Genomic DNA, 17,173 nt, shown 5'->3' with positions numbered 1-17,173 from the left:
TGAAGAGATCAACAATGTCCCAGGCACCAAAAATCACCATCGCCGACACGCCATTGCGCTGGCAGGACGTGGTCGCCGTGGCCCGTCATGGCGCGGTCCTCGAACTGTCGACCCAGGCCTGGGCGCGGATCGATAACGCCCAGGCCATCGTGCAGCGCATCGTCAGCAGCGGTGAGCGCGCCTACGGCGTGAACACCGGGCTGGGGGCGCTGTGCAATGTGTCGCTGCAAGGCGAACAACTCAGCCAGCTGTCGCGCAACACCTTGCTCAGCCACGCGTGTGGCGTCGGCCCGGCGCTGAGCGATGAACAGACCCGCGCGATCATCTGCGCGGCCCTTGTCAACTACAGCCACGGCCATTCCGGCCTGCACCCGCAGGTGGTGCGGGCGCTGCTGGCGCTGCTCAACCATGGCATCACCCCGCAGGTGCCGTCCCAGGGATCGGTGGGTTACCTGACCCATATGGCCCACGTCGGCGTAGCGTTGCTGGGTGTCGGCAATGTGAGCTATCGCGGCGGCATCGTCTCGGCGCAGCAAGCCTTGCAGGCCGAAGGCTTGCAGCCCGTTGAGCTTGGCGCCAAGGACGGGCTGTGCCTGGTCAACGGCACGCCGTGCATGACCGGCCTGAGCTGCCTGGCCCTGGCCGATGCCCATCATCTGCTGCAATGGGCCGACGTGATCGGCGCCATGAGCTTCGAGGCCCAGCGCGGTCAGCTCGATGCGTTCGACGCAACCATCATCGCCCTCAAGCCCCACCCAGGCATGCAACAGGTGGGCGCCAACCTGCGCGCGTTGCTCGACGGCAGCGAGGTGATCGCCGCCAGCCAGGGCATTCGTACCCAGGACGCTTTGAGCCTGCGCTCGATCCCGCAGATCCACGGTGCGACGCGTGACCAGGTGGCGCACGCCACGCGGCAGATCGAGACCGAACTCAACAGCGTCACCGATAACCCGCTGGTGCTCGGCACGCCGGACAACTACCGGGTGGTGTCCCAGGCCAACCCCCACGGGCAATCGGTCGCGCTGGCGGCGGATATGCTCGCCATCGCCATGGCCGAAATCGGCTCGGTGGCCGAGCGCCGCCTGGACCGCTTGATCAACCCCCATGTCAGCGGCTTGCCGGCGTTTCTGGTGAGCAACCCCGGGGTCAACTCCGGCATGATGATCGTGCAGTACGTCGCCGCGTCGTTGTGCGGGCAGAATCGCCAACTGGCGCAGCCGGCGGTGCTCGACAATTTCGTTACCTCGGGCCTGCAGGAAGACCACCTGAGCATGGGCACCAATGCCGCGCTCAAGCTGCACCAGGTATTGGCCAACGTGACCCAGATCCTCGCCATCGAGTACTTGCTGGCGGCCCAGGCCTTTGAATTTTTAAAGGCGCAGCGCTTCGGCGTCGGCACCGAGCGTGCCTGGCGTTTACTGCGTGAACATATCCCGCCCTATGAGCAGGACCGCTGGCTGGCGCCGGATATCGCGACCGCCGCCGCGTTGCTCAAGGACACCGCTTTGCTGCATCAAGCACTTCCCCATTTGCACTGAACAATAATTCCAAAGGAGCATCACTGTGACTGCGCTAAACCTGATTCCGGGCCAACTGAGCCTCGCCCAACTGCGGGCCATCTATCAGCAGCCGGTAACCCTCAGCCTGGATGACAGCGCATCGGCGCAGATCGACGCCAGCGTGGCGTGTGTCGAGCAGATCCTCGCCGAAAACCGCACCGCCTACGGCATCAACACCGGTTTTGGCCTGCTGGCCTCCACGCGTATCGCCAGCGCCGATCTGGAAAACCTCCAGCGTTCCCTGGTGTTGTCCCACGCCGCCGGTGTTGGCGAGCCGATCAGCGACGCGTTGGTGCGGCTGGTCATGGTGCTCAAGGTCAACAGCCTCAGCCGTGGCTTCTCCGGTATCCGTCGCGTGGTGATTGACGCGCTGATCGCGCTGATCAACGCAGAGGTGTACCCGCATATTCCTTTGAAAGGTTCGGTGGGCGCCTCCGGTGACTTGGCGCCCCTGGCCCACATGTCCCTCGTGCTGCTCGGCGAAGGCAAGGCGCGCTACAAAGGCGAATGGCTTGAAGCGAAAGACGCGCTCAAGATCGCTGGCCTCGCGCCGCTGACCCTGGCGGCGAAGGAAGGCCTGGCGCTGCTTAACGGTACTCAGGTGTCCACGGCGTATGCCTTGCGCGGCCTGTTCGAAGGTGAAGACCTGTTCGCCGGCGCCCTGGCGTGCGGCGGTCTTACCGTGGAAGCGGTGCTGGGTTCGCGCTCGCCCTTCGACGCACGCATTCATGCGGCTCGCGGTCAACGCGGGCAGATCGATTCGGCGGCGGCCTACCGTGATCTGCTGGGTGAAAGCAGCCAGGTCTCGCAGTCGCACCAGAACTGCGACAAGGTGCAGGATCCGTATTCCCTGCGTTGCCAGCCACAAGTCATGGGCGCCTGCCTGACCCAGTTCCGCCAGGCTGCCGAAGTGCTGGCGGTGGAGGCCAACGCCGTCTCCGATAACCCCCTGGTATTTGCCGCCGAAGGCGACGTGATTTCCGGCGGTAACTTCCACGCCGAGCCGGTGGCCATGGCCGCCGACAACATGGCACTGGCCATCGCCGAAATCGGTTCGCTCAGCGAGCGCCGTATCTCGCTGATGATGGACAAGCACATGTCCCAGTTGCCGCCGTTCCTGGTGGGCAATGGCGGGGTCAACTCCGGCTTCATGATCGCCCAGGTCACCGCCGCCGCGCTGGCCAGTGAGAACAAGGCATTGGCCCATCCCCACAGCGTCGACAGCCTGCCGACCTCCGCCAACCAGGAAGACCACGTTTCAATGGCCCCGGCTGCCGGCAAGCGCCTGTGGGAAATGGCCGAAAACACCCGTGGCATCCTCGCCGTGGAATGGCTGGCGGCGTGCCAGGGCCTGGACCTGCGCGAAGGCTTGAAAACCTCGCCGAAACTGGAAAAAGCCCGTGGCATCCTGCGCAGCAAAGTGGCGTTTTACGACAAGGACCGCTTTTTCGCCCCGGACATCATCGCCGCCAGTGAACTGCTCGCCGGCCGCTGCCTGAACGAGCTGGTCCCGGCCCGGTTGCTGCCGAGCCTGTAACCCAAGGAGTGTCGGATGAAAACCCTTTGGCAGCACTGCCACGTCGCAACCATGGCCCAGGGCAAGTACTCGATCATCGAGGATGCGGCCATGGTCACCGCCGGTTCGCTGATCGAGTGGATCGGCCCACGCAGCCAGGCGCCGAGCGCGGATTACGCCCAGGTCCACGACCTGCAAGGCGCGTGGGTAACCCCCGGGCTGATCGATTGCCACACTCATACGGTGTTCGGCGGCAACCGCAGCGGCGAATTCGAGCAACGCCTTGAAGGCGTGAGCTATGCCGAGATCGCGGCCCAGGGCGGCGGGATCGCCAGCACCGTGCGCGCCACCCGCGCCGCCAGTGAAGATGAACTGTTCGCCAGCGCTCATAAGCGCCTGCGCAGTCTGCTGCGTGACGGTGTGACCACGGTGGAAATCAAATCCGGCTACGGCCTGGACCTGGCCAACGAGCGCAAGATGCTGCGCGTGGCCCGACGCCTGGGGGAAGCGCTGCCGGTGAGCGTGCGCGCTACCTGCCTGGCCGCCCATGCCTTGCCGCCGGAGTACAAGGACCGTACCGACGACTATATCGAGCATATCTGCAGCGAAATGCTGCCGGCCCTGGCGGCCGAAGGGCTGGTGGATGCGGTGGATGCGTTCTGCGAATACCTGGCATTTTCCCCGGCACAGGTGGCCCGCGTGTTTGACGTCGCGCAGCAACTTGGCCTGCCGGTGAAGCTGCACGCCGAACAACTGTCCTCGCTGCACGGCTCCAGCCTGGCGGCGCGTTATCACGCATTGTCGGCGGACCACCTGGAGTTTATGACCGAAGAAGACGCCATCGCCATGGCCGCCGCCGGCACCGTTGCGGTGTTGCTGCCGGGGGCATTCTACTTTCTGCGTGAGACTCAGTTGCCGCCCATGGAGGCCCTGCGCAAGCACGGTGTGAAAGTCGCCATCGCCAGCGACCTCAACCCCGGCACCTCGCCAGCGCTGTCTGTGCGCCTGATGCTGAACATGGCCTGCACCTTGTTCCGCATGACCCCGGAAGAGGCCCTGGCCGGCGCCACGCAACACGCGGCCACCGCCCTGGGCATGGGCCACACCCACGGTTCGCTGGAGGTGGGCAAGGTCGCGGATTTTGTCGCCTGGCAAATCGACCGTCCAGCCGACCTGGCTTACTGGCTGGGCGGCGAACTGGATAAACGCGTCGTGCGCCATGGCGTCGATGCCATCGTCTAAGGAGTACCGTTGTGGATAAGGTTCTGAACTTCAAACAAGGCCGCACACCGCTGCTGATCAGCATGCCTCACGCCGGCTTGCGCCTGACGCCTGCGGTAAAGGCCGGGTTGATCCCCGAGGCGCAAAGCTTGCCGGACACCGACTGGCATATTCCTTTGCTGTATGACTTTGCCGAGGAATTGGGTGCCAGCACCTTGTCGGCGGAGTATTCGCGGTTTGTCATCGATCTGAACCGACCGTCCGACGACACACCGCTGTATGCCGGCGCCACCACCGGCCTGTACCCCAAAACCCTGTTCGATGGCGTGCCGTTGTTTCTGGAAGGCCAGGAACCCTCCGAGGAAGAACGGGCGACCTACCTGCAGAAAATCTGGGGCCCCTACCACCGCGCGCTGCAGGAGGAGCTGGCACGACTCAAGGCAGAGTTCGGCTATGCGCTGCTGTTCGATGCGCACTCGATTCGCTCGGTGATCCCGCACCTGTTCGACGGCAAACTGCCGGACTTCAACCTCGGCACCTTCAACGGCGCGGCCTGCGCCCCGGAACTGGCCGGCCAATTGGAAGCCATCTGCGCCAGGCACCCGCAGTACACCCATGTGCTCAACGGGCGCTTCAAGGGCGGGCATATCACCCGGCATTACGGCGACCCGGCCGAGAATATCCACGCCGTGCAGCTGGAATTGTGCCAGAGCACCTATATGGAGGAGTTCGAACCGTTCAAGTACCGCGCCGACCTGGCCGAGCCGACGCAGGTGGTGTTGAAACAGTTGCTCGAAGGCCTGCTGGCCTGGGGGCGCAAGCGTTACGGCTAGGCAGGATCTGCAGCGCAGGCCTTGCCCTCAGCCCAATACAGCCCCAACCGTGGGAGGGGCCTGCCCTGGATAGCACCCTGCCAGGCACTTATCCCACCAATGGCTGGCTAAGCCTTCCTAAGCTGGGCGAAGGGCTGACACAGGTCTAAGCGCTCAAGGACATGCTCATTGCACAATTCGGGTTTATAGTGCCAGACGGCAGAATAATAGACGTCCCCCCAGGGATGAACCCGAACCCCTACGGAGCGCGCAATGCAGACTTGGTTCCCGCAGATCAAACCCTACGCCCGGCACGATCTGGCTGTCGATGACACGCATACCCTGTATGTCGATGAAAGTGGCTCCCCCGAAGGCTTGCCGGTTGTATTCATCCATGGTGGCCCCGGCGCCGGTTGCGATGCCCAAAGCCGTTGCTATTTCGATCCCAACCTGTATCGCATCGTTACCTTCGACCAGCGCGGTTGCGGTCGCTCTACGCCGCGCGCCAGCCTGGAGAACAACACCACCTGGGACCTGGTCGCCGACATGGAGCGCATCCGCGAGCACCTGGGCATCGATAAATGGGTGCTGTTCGGCGGTTCCTGGGGCTCGACCCTGGCGCTGGCCTATGCGCAGACCCATCCCGAGCGCGTGCATGGCCTGATCGTGCGCGGCATCTTCCTGGCCCGTCCGCAGGACATTCACTGGTTCTACCAGGAAGGCGCGAGCCGCCTGTTCCCGGATTACTGGCAGGATTACATCGCGCCGATCCCGGCCGACGAGCGTCACGACATGATCGCGGCGTATCACAAACGCCTCACCGGCAATGACCAGATCGCCCAGATGCACGCGGCCAAGGCCTGGTCCGGCTGGGAAGGGCGCATGCTCGGCCTGTGCCCGAGCCCGCAGCATGTGGAGCGGTTTTCCGAGCCGCAGCGGGCGCTGTCGATTGCGCGCATCGAGTGCCATTACTTCACCAACCACTCGTTCCTGGAGCCTGACCAGCTGATTCGCGATATGCACAAGATCGCGCACCTGCCTGGCGTAATCATCCACGGGCGCTACGATATGATCTGCCCGTTGGATAACGCCTGGGAATTACACCAGGCGTGGCCCAACAGCGAGCTGCAGGTGATCCGCGAGGCGGGCCATGCGGCGTCCGAGCCAGGCATCACGGATGCGCTGGTACGCGCGACCGGCGAAATGGCCCGGCGTTTGCTCGACCTGCCGCCTGAAGAAGCATGAAGGGCCTGCTGCAGCGGGTGCTTGGCGCCCGAGTCGAGGTGGCGGGTGAAACCGTGGGTGCCATCGACCAGGGGTTGCTGGTGCTGGTGGCGGTGGAGCCTTCAGATACGCCCGAAAGCGCCGACAAGCTGCTGCACCGGCTGCTGAACTATCGGGTGTTCGGCGATGACGAAGGCAAGATGAACCTGTCGCTCAAGGACATTGACGGCGGATTGCTGCTGGTCTCGCAGTTCACCCTGGCGGCGGACACCAAGAGCGGGTTGCGGCCCAGCTTCTCCACAGCGGCCCCTCCGGCCCTGGGAGCGGCGCTTTTTGATCACTTGCTGTTACAAGCGCAACAATTGCATGGCAAGGTGGCTTCGGGCCGTTTTGGCGCGGATATGCAGGTGCATTTGGTCAATGATGGCCCTGTGACCTTCCTCCTGCAGACGTGAATGTATTGAAAACGACTTTTAATGCTTAAAAACGCAGGATTTCGCTACAAATACTTCGTTGCCCCTGATGCGTTGTCTCGCGGGCTACTAGATAATCGCGCGCTACGGGGATCAGCGTTGTTTGGTCCATTTTTGACTTAGGTAGAGACTTGTCCGACATCCACTGGGGAATCATTTTGACCCAGGGGAGTCGGAACAATGCTCGCCAACCTGGCATATAGATAGCTGGCCGTTGGTTTTTTGATCTGTTTTCGGCGAGGGTTGCTCGTGATTGTTAGTCCCTGTAATGCACCAAAATTGTCTGCCAAACGGTTACGAAACGCACTGGTGACGGGCTCTGCCCTGTTTTGCCTGTTCGGCGCGGGTCAACTGTGGGCATTCAGTCTGGATGATGTGTCGGCCAAGGCAAAAGAGCTGGCTGGGCAGAAATACGAAGCTCCGCGCAGCAATCTGCCGAACGAATTCCGCGAAATGAAGTTCGCGGACTACCAGAAGATTCGTTTCCGCAATGAAAAAGCCGAGTGGGCCGATCAAAACACCCCGTTCAAGCTGTCCTTCTATCACCAGGGTATGCACTTCGATACACCGGTGAAAATCAACGAAGTGACCGCTGACAGCGTCCAGGAAATCAAATACGACCCGTCGCGTTTTGACTTCGGCGACGTGAAATTTGACCCTAAAGCCACCGAACAGCTGGGTTATGCCGGTTTCCGTGTGCTGTACCCGATCAACAAGGGCGACAAGCAAGACGAAATCATGACCATGCTCGGCGCCAGCTACTTCCGCGTCGTGGGCAAGGATCAGGTGTATGGCCTGTCCGCCCGCGGCATGGCGATCGACACCGCGCTGCCGTCCGGCGAAGAGTTCCCACGCTTCACCGAGTTCTGGATCGAGCGTCCTAAGCCGGGTGACAAGCACCTGGTGATCTTCGCCCTGTTGGACTCGCCACGCGCGACCGGCGCCTATCGCCTGACCCTGCGTCCGGGCACCGACACGGTGGTCGACGTCAAATCCCAGATGTACCTGCGCGACAAGGTCAGCAAGCTGGGCGTTGCCCCATTGACCAGCATGTTCCTGTTCGGCGCGAACCAGCCGTCCAAGGTGCTCAACTACCGTCGCGAGCTGCATGATTCCAGTGGCCTGTCGATCCATGCCGGCAACGGCGAGTGGATCTGGCGTCCACTGAACAACCCTAAACACCTGTCGGTCAGCAACTTCAGCGTAGAAAACCCGCGTGGTTTCGGTCTGCTGCAACGTGGCCGCAACTTCAGCCACTACGAAGACCTGGACGATAACTACGACAAGCGTCCAAGCGCCTGGATCGAACCTGAAGGCGATTGGGGCAAAGGCTCCGTGGACCTGGTTGAGATCCCGACCGCCGACGAGACCAACGACAACATCGTTGCGTTCTGGAGCCCGGAAAAACTGCCGGAAGTCGGCCAGCCGCTCGACGTCGCCTACCGCCTGCACTGGACCCTCGACGACGCCGCGTTCCACTCGCCGGACAGCGCGTGGGTCAAGCAGACCCTGCGTTCGACCGGTGACGTGAAGCAATCCAACCTGATCCGTCAGCCGGATGGCAGCGTCGCGTACCTGGTGGACTTCGAAGGCCCGTCCCTGAAAAAACTGCTGCCGGATGCGCCCGTGCGCAGCCAGGTGAGCGTGGGTGACAACGCTGAACTGGTTGAAAACAGCGTGCGTTACAACGAGCACACCAAAGGCTGGCGCCTGACCCTGCGCATGAAAATCAAGGACGCGAGCAAGCCGACCGAAATGCGTGCCGCCCTGGTGCAGGACGTTGCTCCGGCCGAGCCTGAGCATGTGTCCACCCAGGTTCTCAAGGCCGACAAGGTCCTGGCCAAGCAACATGAGAAGCAGGCCAAAAAAGACGCCAAGGACAAGGAAGCCAAGCAGCCGGAAGCTGCCCCAGCCACACCGGAGCCGATCAAGACTGAAGAAGTCCTGACCGAAACCTGGAGCTATCAGTTGCCTGCCGATGAGTAATTCCCAAGCCCAGCCAGAGACTCTGTCCGAGTATCTGGCGCATCTCCCGATGACCCCAGAGCAGCGCGCCGAACTGGCGGGCTGCACCTCCTTCGCCGAACTGCACGAACGCCTGTCGTCCGCAACCTTCGACGCGCCGGTCGACGCCGCACAGGCGTCGGTTGGCCGCCGGTTGACGCTCAACACCGCCGAAGAGCTGCAGGACGCGGAAATGCTTGCGGTCGACGCCGCCGGTCGCGTGTGCCTTAAGGCCACGCCGCCGATCCGTCGTACCCGCGTAGTGCCGGAGCCGTGGCGCACCAATATCCTGGTGCGCGGCTGGCGTCGCATCACCGGGCGCAGCAACCCGCCCAAGCCGCCGAAGGATGAACGCGTACTGCCGGCCGCGCGCTGGCGCACCGTTGGCTCGATCCGCCGCTACATCCTGCTGGTGCTGATGCTGGGCCAGACCATCGTGGCCGGCTGGTACATGAAAGGCATCATGCCGTACCAGGGCTGGTCGCTGGTCGACTTCGACGAAATCCGCAACCAGACCCTGCTGCAGACCGCGACCCAAGTGCTGCCCTACGCGCTGCAGACCAGCATCCTGATCATGTTCGGGATTTTGTTCTGCTGGGTGTCGGCCGGTTTCTGGACGGCGCTGATGGGCTTCCTCGAATTGCTCACCGGTCACGATAAATACCGGATCTCCGGTAAAAGTGCCGGTGACGAGCCGATTCCGAAAGACGCCCGTACCGCGTTGGTGATGCCGATCTGCAACGAAGACGTGCCCCGGGTATTCGCCGGTCTGCGCGCCACGTTCGAATCGGTGGCCGCCACCGGTGACCTGGACCGTTTCGACTTCTTCGTGCTCAGCGACAGTAACGACGCCGACATCTGCATCGCCGAACAGCAGGCCTGGCTCGACGTGTGCCGCGAAGCCGGTGGCTTCGGCAAGATCTTCTATCGCCGTCGCCGTCGTCGCGTCAAACGCAAGAGCGGCAACCTCGACGACTTCTGCCGTCGATGGGGCGGTGACTACAAGTACATGGTGGTGCTCGACGCCGACAGCGTCATGAGCGGCGAATGCCTGACCAGCCTGGTACGCCTGATGGAAGCCACGCCGGATGCCGGGATTATCCAGACTGCGCCACGTGCGTCGGGCATGGACACCCTGTATGCGCGCATGCAGCAGTTCGCCACCCGCGTGTACGGCCCGCTGTTCACTGCCGGCCTGCACTTCTGGCAGCTGGGTGAATCCCACTACTGGGGTCACAACGCTATCATCCGCATGAAGCCGTTTATCGAGCACTGCGCCCTGGCGCCGTTGCCGGGTAAAGGTGCGTTCGCCGGGTCCATCCTGTCCCACGACTTCGTTGAAGCGGCGCTGATGCGCCGTGCCGGCTGGGGCGTGTGGATTGCCTACGACCTGCCGGGCAGCTATGAAGAACTGCCGCCGAACCTGCTGGACGAACTCAAGCGTGACCGTCGCTGGTGCCACGGCAACCTGATGAACTTCCGTCTGTTCCTGGTTAAAGGCATGCACCCGGTACACCGTGCGGTGTTCCTGACCGGCGTGATGTCCTACCTGTCGGCGCCGTTGTGGTTCCTGTTCCTGGTGCTGTCCACCGCGCTGCTGGCGGTAAACACCCTGATGGAGCCGCAGTACTTCATGGCGCCGCGCCAGCTTTACCCGCTGTGGCCGCAATGGCATCCGGACAAGGCGGTGGCGCTGTTCTCCACCACCATCGTGCTGCTGTTCCTGCCTAAACTGCTGAGCATCATCCTGATCTGGGCCAAGGGCGCGAAAGAGTTCGGCGGCAAGTTCAAGGTCACGATGTCGATGCTGCTGGAGATGCTGTTCTCCATGCTGCTGGCGCCGGTGCGGATGATTTTCCACACCCGTTTCGTGCTCGCCGCCTTCCTCGGCTGGGCCGCGACCTGGAATTCGCCCAAGCGGGATGACGACTCCACCACGTGGGGCGAGGCGTTCAAACGCCACGGCACGCAAACCTTGCTGGGCTTCCTGTGGGCCTTGCTGGTGGTGTGGTTGAACCCAAGCTTCCTGTGGTGGCTGGTGCCGATCGTCGGTTCGCTGATGTTGTCGATTCCGGTGTCGGTGATCTCCAGCCGGGTGAACCTGGGCATCAAGTCCCGCGATGAGAGCCTGTTCCTCATTCCTGAGGAATACAATCCGCCGCAGGCGCTGTTGTCGACCGACAAGTACACCCACGAGAACCGTTGGCACGCGCTGCACGACGGCTTCGTGCGCTCGGTGGTCGACCCGCAGCAGAATGCCCTGGCCTGTGCACTGGCGACGTCGCGTCACGGCCAGGCCGAGCCGATCGAGTACCTGCGTGCCGAACGGGTTCGTCATGCCTTGAAGGTCGGTCCCGCCGGCCTCAACAATGCCGAACGCGTGGCTTTGCTCAGCGACCCGGTGGCCCTGGCTCGCCTGCACGAGCAGGTCTGGAGCGAAGGGCATCCCGAGTGGCTCGCCGCCTGGCGTGACTCGATCAAGGCCGACCCTCACGCGCCGTTGCTGCCGTTGCAACCGCAGTCGTCCCAGGCCCAACCAGCCTGATTCAGACACCCCCGAGGGCTCACCTCGGGGGTGTTTCAAGCGCATTTCCTACAGCGCTTACCGCCTGCCTATTATCGCCGTAACCTCTTGTTATTTCGAAACAAAATACCCGGTTCCAGGGCGTATTGACGTGCCCGTGAGTAGGTTAGGATCGCCCCCAAATTCGACTCGGCCACAGGGGGATTCATGATCAAAAGGTACTGTTCGGCGTTGCTGATGGGGGCTGTCGCGTTGATTCACAACGGCGTGACGCAGGCGGGCGCCATTGACGATGCTGTGCGGCGGGGCGTGCTGAAAGTAGGCACTACGCCCACCTACATTCCTTTTGAAATGACCGATAAGCAGGGCCGCATCGTCGGTTTTGAAATCGACCTGCTCAAGGAAATGAGTCAAGCCATGGGCGTCGAGCTTGAGCTGGTCGCCGTGCCGTATACCGAGCTGTTGCCGGGGCTGCTGGCGAAAAAATTCGACATCATCGGCAGCGGCATGACCGTCACCCAGGAGCGCAACCTGAAGCTCAACTTCAGCGACTCCTTCATCGTGGTCGGCCAGACCGTGCTGCTGCACCCAAGCCTGGCCGGCAAAGTCACCAGCGTGGAAGATCTGGACGATGCCGGTTACCGCATCGCTGTCACCGAAGGCACCACCGGCGAAGTCGCGGCGAAACGCTTCCTGGCAGCGGCCCGATTGAGCAGCTTTGCCACCCCGGAGGAGGGCGTGCGCCAAGTCGTCAACGGAAACGCCGATGCGTTTATCCACGACGCGCCCTACAACCTGATCGCCCTGAGCCGGATGCAAAACAGCCGGTTATTGCTGCTGGAGCAGCCGTTCACCTTTGAGCCCTTGGCCTTCGGCTTGAAAAAAGGCGATTTCGACAGCCTCAACTGGATCAACCACTTTCTCAATCAAGTGGCCCAGGACGGCACCTACGATCGCCTGCATGACAAGTGGTTCAAGGACACGGGCTGGCTGGTGGGCGTCGACTGACCGCTGAGGGTTTGCATATCGGTGTCTCGCAGGTATTCCGACAAGCGCCGACAACAATTGCCTGTGAAACCTTTGTGACAGGCGGCGAGTGGGTTAGGATCGCACCCCGAAATGGTGCAGCCCTTTTGCGCGCCGACCTTATAAGAATGGTTCAGGGGACTTGATGATGAAAAAGTATCTTTCGATGCTGCTGCTGGGCGTCACCGCACTGGTTGCCGCCCATGCGGCCCAGGCCGGCGCCATCGACGATGCGGTCAAGCGCGGCACGTTGAAAGTGGGCATGGACCCGACGTATATGCCGTTCGAAATGACGGACAAGCGCGGCGAGATCATTGGCTTCGAAGTCGACATCCTCAAGGCCCTGGCCAAGTCCATGGGCGTCAAGCTGGAGCTGGTCTCCACCGGCTACGACGGCATCATCCCGGCCTTCCTGACCGGCAAGTTCGACATGATCGGCAGCGGCATGACCCTGACCCAGGAGCGCAACCTGCGCCTCAACTTCAGCGAACCGTTCATCGTGGTCGGCCAGACCCTGCTGATTCGCAAGGACCTGGAAGGCACCATCAAGTCCTACAAAGACCTGAACGACGAGAAATACCGCCTGACCTCCAAGCTCGGCACCACCGGGGAAATGGTCGCCAAAAAGCTGATCGCCAAGGCCAAGTACCATGGCTACGACAACGAGCAGGAAGGCGTGCTGGACGTGGTCAACGGCAAGGCCGATGCCTTTGTGTATGACGCTCCATATAACGTGGTGGCCGAGAAGAAAGTCGGCAATGGCAAGCTGGTGTTCCTGGAAGAACCCTTCACCTTCGAGCCTCTGGCATTTGGTTTAAAGAAAGGCGACTACGACAGCATCAACTACATCAACAACTTCTTGCACCAGATCAGGAACGACGGCACCTACGATCGCATCCATGACAAGTGGTTCAAGAGCTCCGAGTGGCTCAAGGACATGGAATAAGGTCTGACTGAACACCGCGTAGCGCCCATCGCGGGCAAGCCCGCTCCCACCGTCGACAGTTGGAACTCGGTCAAGTTGTGGGAGTGGGGCTTGCCCACGATGGCGGCCTGCCAGGCAACACACATCCGGAAAGTGAAATGAAACAGAAAAAAGCCCAATGGCCCTGGCACCTGCTGACCGTGGTCGTGCTGGTCGGCCTGGCGGGCGCCCTGTACTACGCCACCTCGTTGATGTCCTACGAATGGCGCTGGAACCGCGTGCCGCAGTACTTCGCTTATCAGGCCGAGCAAGCCGAGCGTGCAGCGGACATCTCCACCGTCATCGAGCTGGTCCGCAAAGGCGACGTGGCTGAAGTGACCCTGCGCAATGACGCAGGCGCCGAGCAAAAGGTGACGGTCGCCGACAATAGCCTGCACGTGGCTCGTGGTGACGATGTTGCCGAAGGCGATGTCATTGGCGTAAACCGGCATTGGGCATTGGGCCCGCTGATGTGGGGCTTGTGGACCACGCTGTGGCTGTCGGTGGTGTCCGGCATTCTCGGGCTGGCGATTGGCCTGGCGACCGGTCTGTGCCGCTTGTCCAGCAACCCGACCCTGCGTGACCTGTCGACGCTCTACGTCGAATTGGTGCGCGGCACGCCGCTGCTGGTACAGATCTTCATTTTCTATTTCTTTATCGGCACGGTGCTCAACCTGTCCCGCGAGTTTGCCGGGATCGCCGCACTGTCGCTGTTCACCGGGGCCTATGTGGCGGAAATCGTGCGCGCCGGCGTGCAGTCCATCACCCGTGGCCAGGACGAAGCCGCACGCTCCCTGGGCCTGAGTGCCAGCCAGTCGATGCGCCACGTTGTGTTGCCGCAGGCGTTCAAGCGCGTGCTGCCGCCGCTGGCCGGGCAATTTATCAGCCTGGTGAAGGACACCTCGCTGGTGTCGGTAATCGCCATCACCGAACTGCTCAAGAGCGGCCGCGAAGTGATCACCACCTCGTTCTCGCCGTTCGAAATCCTGTTCTGCGTCGCAGGGTTGTACCTGCTGATCAACCTGCCGCTGTCGAAAATGGCCAGCCGGCTTGAGCGGAGGCTCGCGCAAAGTGATTGAAGTCCGCGATCTGGTAAAAGTCTTCGACACCCGTGGCCAGGTGGTGCGCGCGGTGGATAACGTCACCACCCAGGTGGCCAGGGGCGAAGTGCTGGTGGTAATCGGCCCGTCCGGCTCCGGCAAATCGACGTTCCTGCGCTGCCTCAATGGCCTGGAAGAATTCGACTCGGGCTCGGTGAGCATCGACGGCCTGCAACTGGCCGACCCGAAAACCGATGTGAATGCCTACCGCCGTGAAGTCGGTATGGTGTTCCAGCATTTCAACCTGTTCCCCCACATGACAGTGCTGGAGAACCTGTGCCTGGCGCAGAAGGTTGTGCGCAAGCGCGGCAAGCAAGAGCGCGAGGCCAAGGCACTGGCGCTGCTGGAGAAGGTTGGTATTGCGCAAAAAGCCAATGAGTTTCCGTCCCGTTTGTCCGGCGGCCAGCAGCAGCGCGTCGCCATCGCCCGTGCGCTGGCGATGGAACCCAAGGTCATGCTGTTCGACGAGCCCACGTCGGCGCTCGACCCGGAGATGGTCGGCGAAGTACTCGACGTGATGAAAACCCTGGCCCTGGAAGGCATGACCATGGTCTGCGTCACCCACGAAATGGGCTTTGCCCGCGAAGTGGCCGACCGGGTGCTGTTTTTCGACCACGGCAAGTTGCTGGAAGACGCGGCGCCGGCGGAGTTTTTCGAGGCGCCCAAAGACCCTCGCGCCCAAGCGTTCCTGCGTCAGGTTCTGTAGTGCTGTCAGGCCGGTTTAGAGCTTGAATCTGTCGATCAGCGTCTGCAGATCCAGGCTCAACCGGGTCAACTGAACGCTTGCCGCCGCGGTCTCTTCGCTGGCGGCGGCGGTTTGTTCGGATACGTCCCTCACCTTCAATACGCTGCGATTGATCTCTTCGGCTACCGCGCTTTGTTCCTCGGCGGCTGCGGCAATCTGCGGGTTCATTTCCTGGATGACCGACACCGTGCGGGCAATGGCCATCAGTGCCTCGCCGGCGTCGCGGGTCAACTGCACGCTGTGGTCGGTCAGGCTGCGACTGCTGTCCATGATGTCCGCGACTTGCTGGGTGCCGTTGTTCAATCCGAGGATCAAGCCTTCGATTTCTTCGGCCGACTCCTGGGTGCGTTGGGCCAGGCTGCGCACTTCATCGGCGACTACCGCAAAGCCTTGGCCGGCACTCCCCGCGCGGGCCGCTTCAATGGCCGCATTTAATGCCAGCAGGTTGGTCTGCTGCGACACCGACTTGATCACGTCCAGCACGCTGCCGATCTTCTGGCTTTCCCGCTGCAGCCTCAGCATCGCCTGGCCGGAAAGCTCCATTTCACTGGCCAGGTTGCTGATCTGCTCGATCGCCTGCGCGACCACTTTGTCACCGGCGCTGGCCTGCAGGTCGGCTTCATTGGCCGCCTGCGAGGCTTGCTCGGCATGCCGGGCGACTTCCTGGGCGGTGGCGAGCATTTGGTTCATGGCGGTGGCGACCTGGTCGGTTTCTTCCTTCTGATTGTTCACCCCGGTGCGTGTCTGTTCGGTGACGGTGGAGAGCTGCCCGGCCGCGCCGGCGATCTGTCGCGCACTGTCGCCAATGCCGCTGATCAGCTCGCGCAGGTTGAGGGTCATGCGCCGGATGCTGTGCTGTAATTGGCCCAGCTCATCCTGGCGCTGTGTCTCGGCATCATGGCTAAGGTTGCCCTCGGCAACGCGATTGGCCGCAGCGAGCGCCTGGCGCAACGGCAGGGTGATCAGCCGCGCAATCCACCAGGCGGCGAGGCCCCCAAGCAGCAGCGCAGCCGCCGTGACACTGACCAGCAGCGTGCGGGTGTGATCCGCCTCCAGGTCGCGCTTGGCGGTCTGGCCCTGGCTGACTTGATCGCTGTGCTCCAGTAACTGGTCCAGTTGCTGTTCGAATCGGTCCTGCACGGTTTCGGTCTTGACCTGGGCCTCCTTGAGCAGGAGCAACTGGGTGCGGTAGTTGTCCAGGTCGGTTTTGAGCAATGTTGAATTCACCGGCAGGCGGGTGACGGCCGTCAGCGCAACGTTCAGCGCCTCCAGTGTCCGGTCGACGGCCTCGGTGTAGGCTTGCAACGACGTGGCGGCCCAGGCCGGGCTCTGGGCGCGATCCTCCGCGTGTTCCATGGCCTGGCGCAATGCCTCGATGGTGTCGAGGGCGCTCTGATCCTCCTGGTCGGGCAATTCGCTGGCCAGTTGCGCGAGGGTGTCGCTGGCCTGGAGCGAGACTTTTTTGAGGGGCGGGCGAATACTTTCACGGTGTTCGATCAAGCCGGGCAACTCGCTGATCTCTTCTTTGAAAAGCGCCACCAGGCGCTCCGCTTCTCTGATGTGTTGCAGGTCGTTGGGGTCTTTGAGGTTCTGGGACAAGTAGCCCAGGTGCTCATCGATAGTCGCGATCTGCGCATTCATTTTGCCCAGGCTGGCGGCGTCACTGAGGGTTCGATAAAGGATACGGTCGGCACGCATGGCCTCGGCCGACACGGCCAATTGCCCCAGAACGGTCAGGTTGCCCGACCGAAACAACGCGGCATTCAGGGCTTGCCAGCCTGTCACCGCAATCACCAGGCTGAGCAACAGCACTTGGGCAAAGCCCAGGGCGAGTTTGATGCGGACGCTGGCATTGACCAGCAAGCGGATCAGTTGAGGAAACATGGGATGAGCTCCTAATCTGAAAAAAGCGCTTCTCGACGCAAGAAACGCTAAATCGATTCGGAGACCCGAGGGGCTGATAACCGCGTAGGAAATTTCACAACTTGCCCTGCGTGACGACCAG

At 62.2% G+C, this 17,173-nt stretch carries 13 protein-coding genes; 12 read left to right on the top strand and 1 reads right to left on the bottom strand.

The window, feature by feature from the left end:
- Positions 1-14: 14 nt before the first annotated feature.
- The 12 genes from hutH (OSC50_RS22900) to OSC50_RS22845 all read left to right on the top strand — a co-directional run bounded on the left by hutH (OSC50_RS22900) (position 15) and on the right by OSC50_RS22845 (position 15,129).
- Positions 15-1,538, top strand: a complete 1,524-nt coding sequence (gene hutH, locus OSC50_RS22900) for a histidine ammonia-lyase (RefSeq protein ID WP_181080306.1) — start codon at positions 15-17, stop codon at positions 1,536-1,538.
- Between the two features lie 25 nt (positions 1,539-1,563).
- The gene (gene hutH / locus OSC50_RS22895) at positions 1,564-3,096 is read left to right on the top strand and encodes a histidine ammonia-lyase (RefSeq protein WP_181080307.1); all 1,533 of its coding nucleotides are present in this window, start codon (positions 1,564-1,566) and stop codon (positions 3,094-3,096) included.
- Positions 3,097-3,111: 15 nt separating this feature from the next.
- Entirely contained in the window at positions 3,112-4,317 is a 1,206-nt protein-coding gene (hutI, locus tag OSC50_RS22890) for an imidazolonepropionase (RefSeq protein ID WP_266245527.1), read from the top strand.
- A gap of 11 nt (positions 4,318-4,328) precedes the next feature.
- The gene (gene hutG, locus OSC50_RS22885; RefSeq protein ID WP_266245528.1) at positions 4,329-5,129 is read left to right on the top strand and encodes an N-formylglutamate deformylase; all 801 of its coding nucleotides are present in this window, start codon (positions 4,329-4,331) and stop codon (positions 5,127-5,129) included.
- Between the two features lie 252 nt (positions 5,130-5,381).
- Complete coding sequence (gene pip, locus OSC50_RS22880; RefSeq protein WP_181080310.1) at positions 5,382-6,353, top strand: prolyl aminopeptidase; 972 nt, start codon at positions 5,382-5,384, stop codon at positions 6,351-6,353.
- Positions 6,350-6,787, top strand: a complete 438-nt coding sequence (dtd, locus tag OSC50_RS22875) for a D-aminoacyl-tRNA deacylase (protein ID WP_181080311.1) — start codon at positions 6,350-6,352, stop codon at positions 6,785-6,787. Before pip ends, dtd begins: the two co-directional genes overlap by 4 nt.
- A 324-nt stretch (positions 6,788-7,111) precedes the next feature.
- A complete protein-coding gene (locus tag OSC50_RS22870; protein WP_219855356.1) occupies positions 7,112-8,791 on the top strand; it encodes a glucan biosynthesis protein G in 1,680 nt (559 codons plus the stop codon).
- Positions 8,784-11,354: a glucans biosynthesis glucosyltransferase MdoH gene (mdoH, locus tag OSC50_RS22865; protein WP_181080313.1), complete on the top strand. Its 2,571-nt coding sequence runs from the start codon at positions 8,784-8,786 to the stop codon at positions 11,352-11,354. The genes OSC50_RS22870 and mdoH overlap by 8 nt, the downstream gene beginning before the upstream one ends.
- Before the next feature lie 186 nt (positions 11,355-11,540).
- Positions 11,541-12,341 (top strand): transporter substrate-binding domain-containing protein, encoded by an 801-nt coding sequence (locus OSC50_RS22860; protein WP_253510029.1) that lies wholly within the window; start codon positions 11,541-11,543, stop codon positions 12,339-12,341.
- Positions 12,342-12,507: 166 nt separating this feature from the next.
- A complete protein-coding gene (locus OSC50_RS22855) occupies positions 12,508-13,305 on the top strand; it encodes a transporter substrate-binding domain-containing protein (protein WP_181080315.1) in 798 nt (265 codons plus the stop codon).
- Positions 13,306-13,442: 137 nt separating this feature from the next.
- Positions 13,443-14,402 carry an amino acid ABC transporter permease gene (locus OSC50_RS22850; protein ID WP_181080316.1) on the top strand — a complete coding sequence of 320 codons (960 nt, stop codon included), beginning with the start codon at positions 13,443-13,445 and terminating at the stop codon, positions 14,400-14,402.
- The gene (locus OSC50_RS22845; protein ID WP_181080317.1) at positions 14,395-15,129 is read left to right on the top strand and encodes an amino acid ABC transporter ATP-binding protein; all 735 of its coding nucleotides are present in this window, start codon (positions 14,395-14,397) and stop codon (positions 15,127-15,129) included. Before OSC50_RS22850 ends, OSC50_RS22845 begins: the two co-directional genes overlap by 8 nt.
- Before the next feature lie 15 nt (positions 15,130-15,144).
- On the opposite strand, the gene OSC50_RS22840 is transcribed toward OSC50_RS22845, so the two are convergent.
- Positions 15,145-17,052, bottom strand: coding sequence for a methyl-accepting chemotaxis protein (locus tag OSC50_RS22840; RefSeq protein ID WP_266245530.1), 1,908 nt, complete (start codon positions 17,050-17,052; stop codon positions 15,145-15,147).
- Between the last annotated feature and the right edge of the window lie 121 nt (positions 17,053-17,173).

The sequence above is a fragment of the Pseudomonas quebecensis genome (assembly GCF_026410085.1).
Taxonomy (GTDB): Bacteria; Pseudomonadota; Gammaproteobacteria; order Pseudomonadales; family Pseudomonadaceae; genus Aquipseudomonas; species Aquipseudomonas quebecensis.
This window is presented reverse-complemented; position numbering and strand designations above follow the sequence as displayed.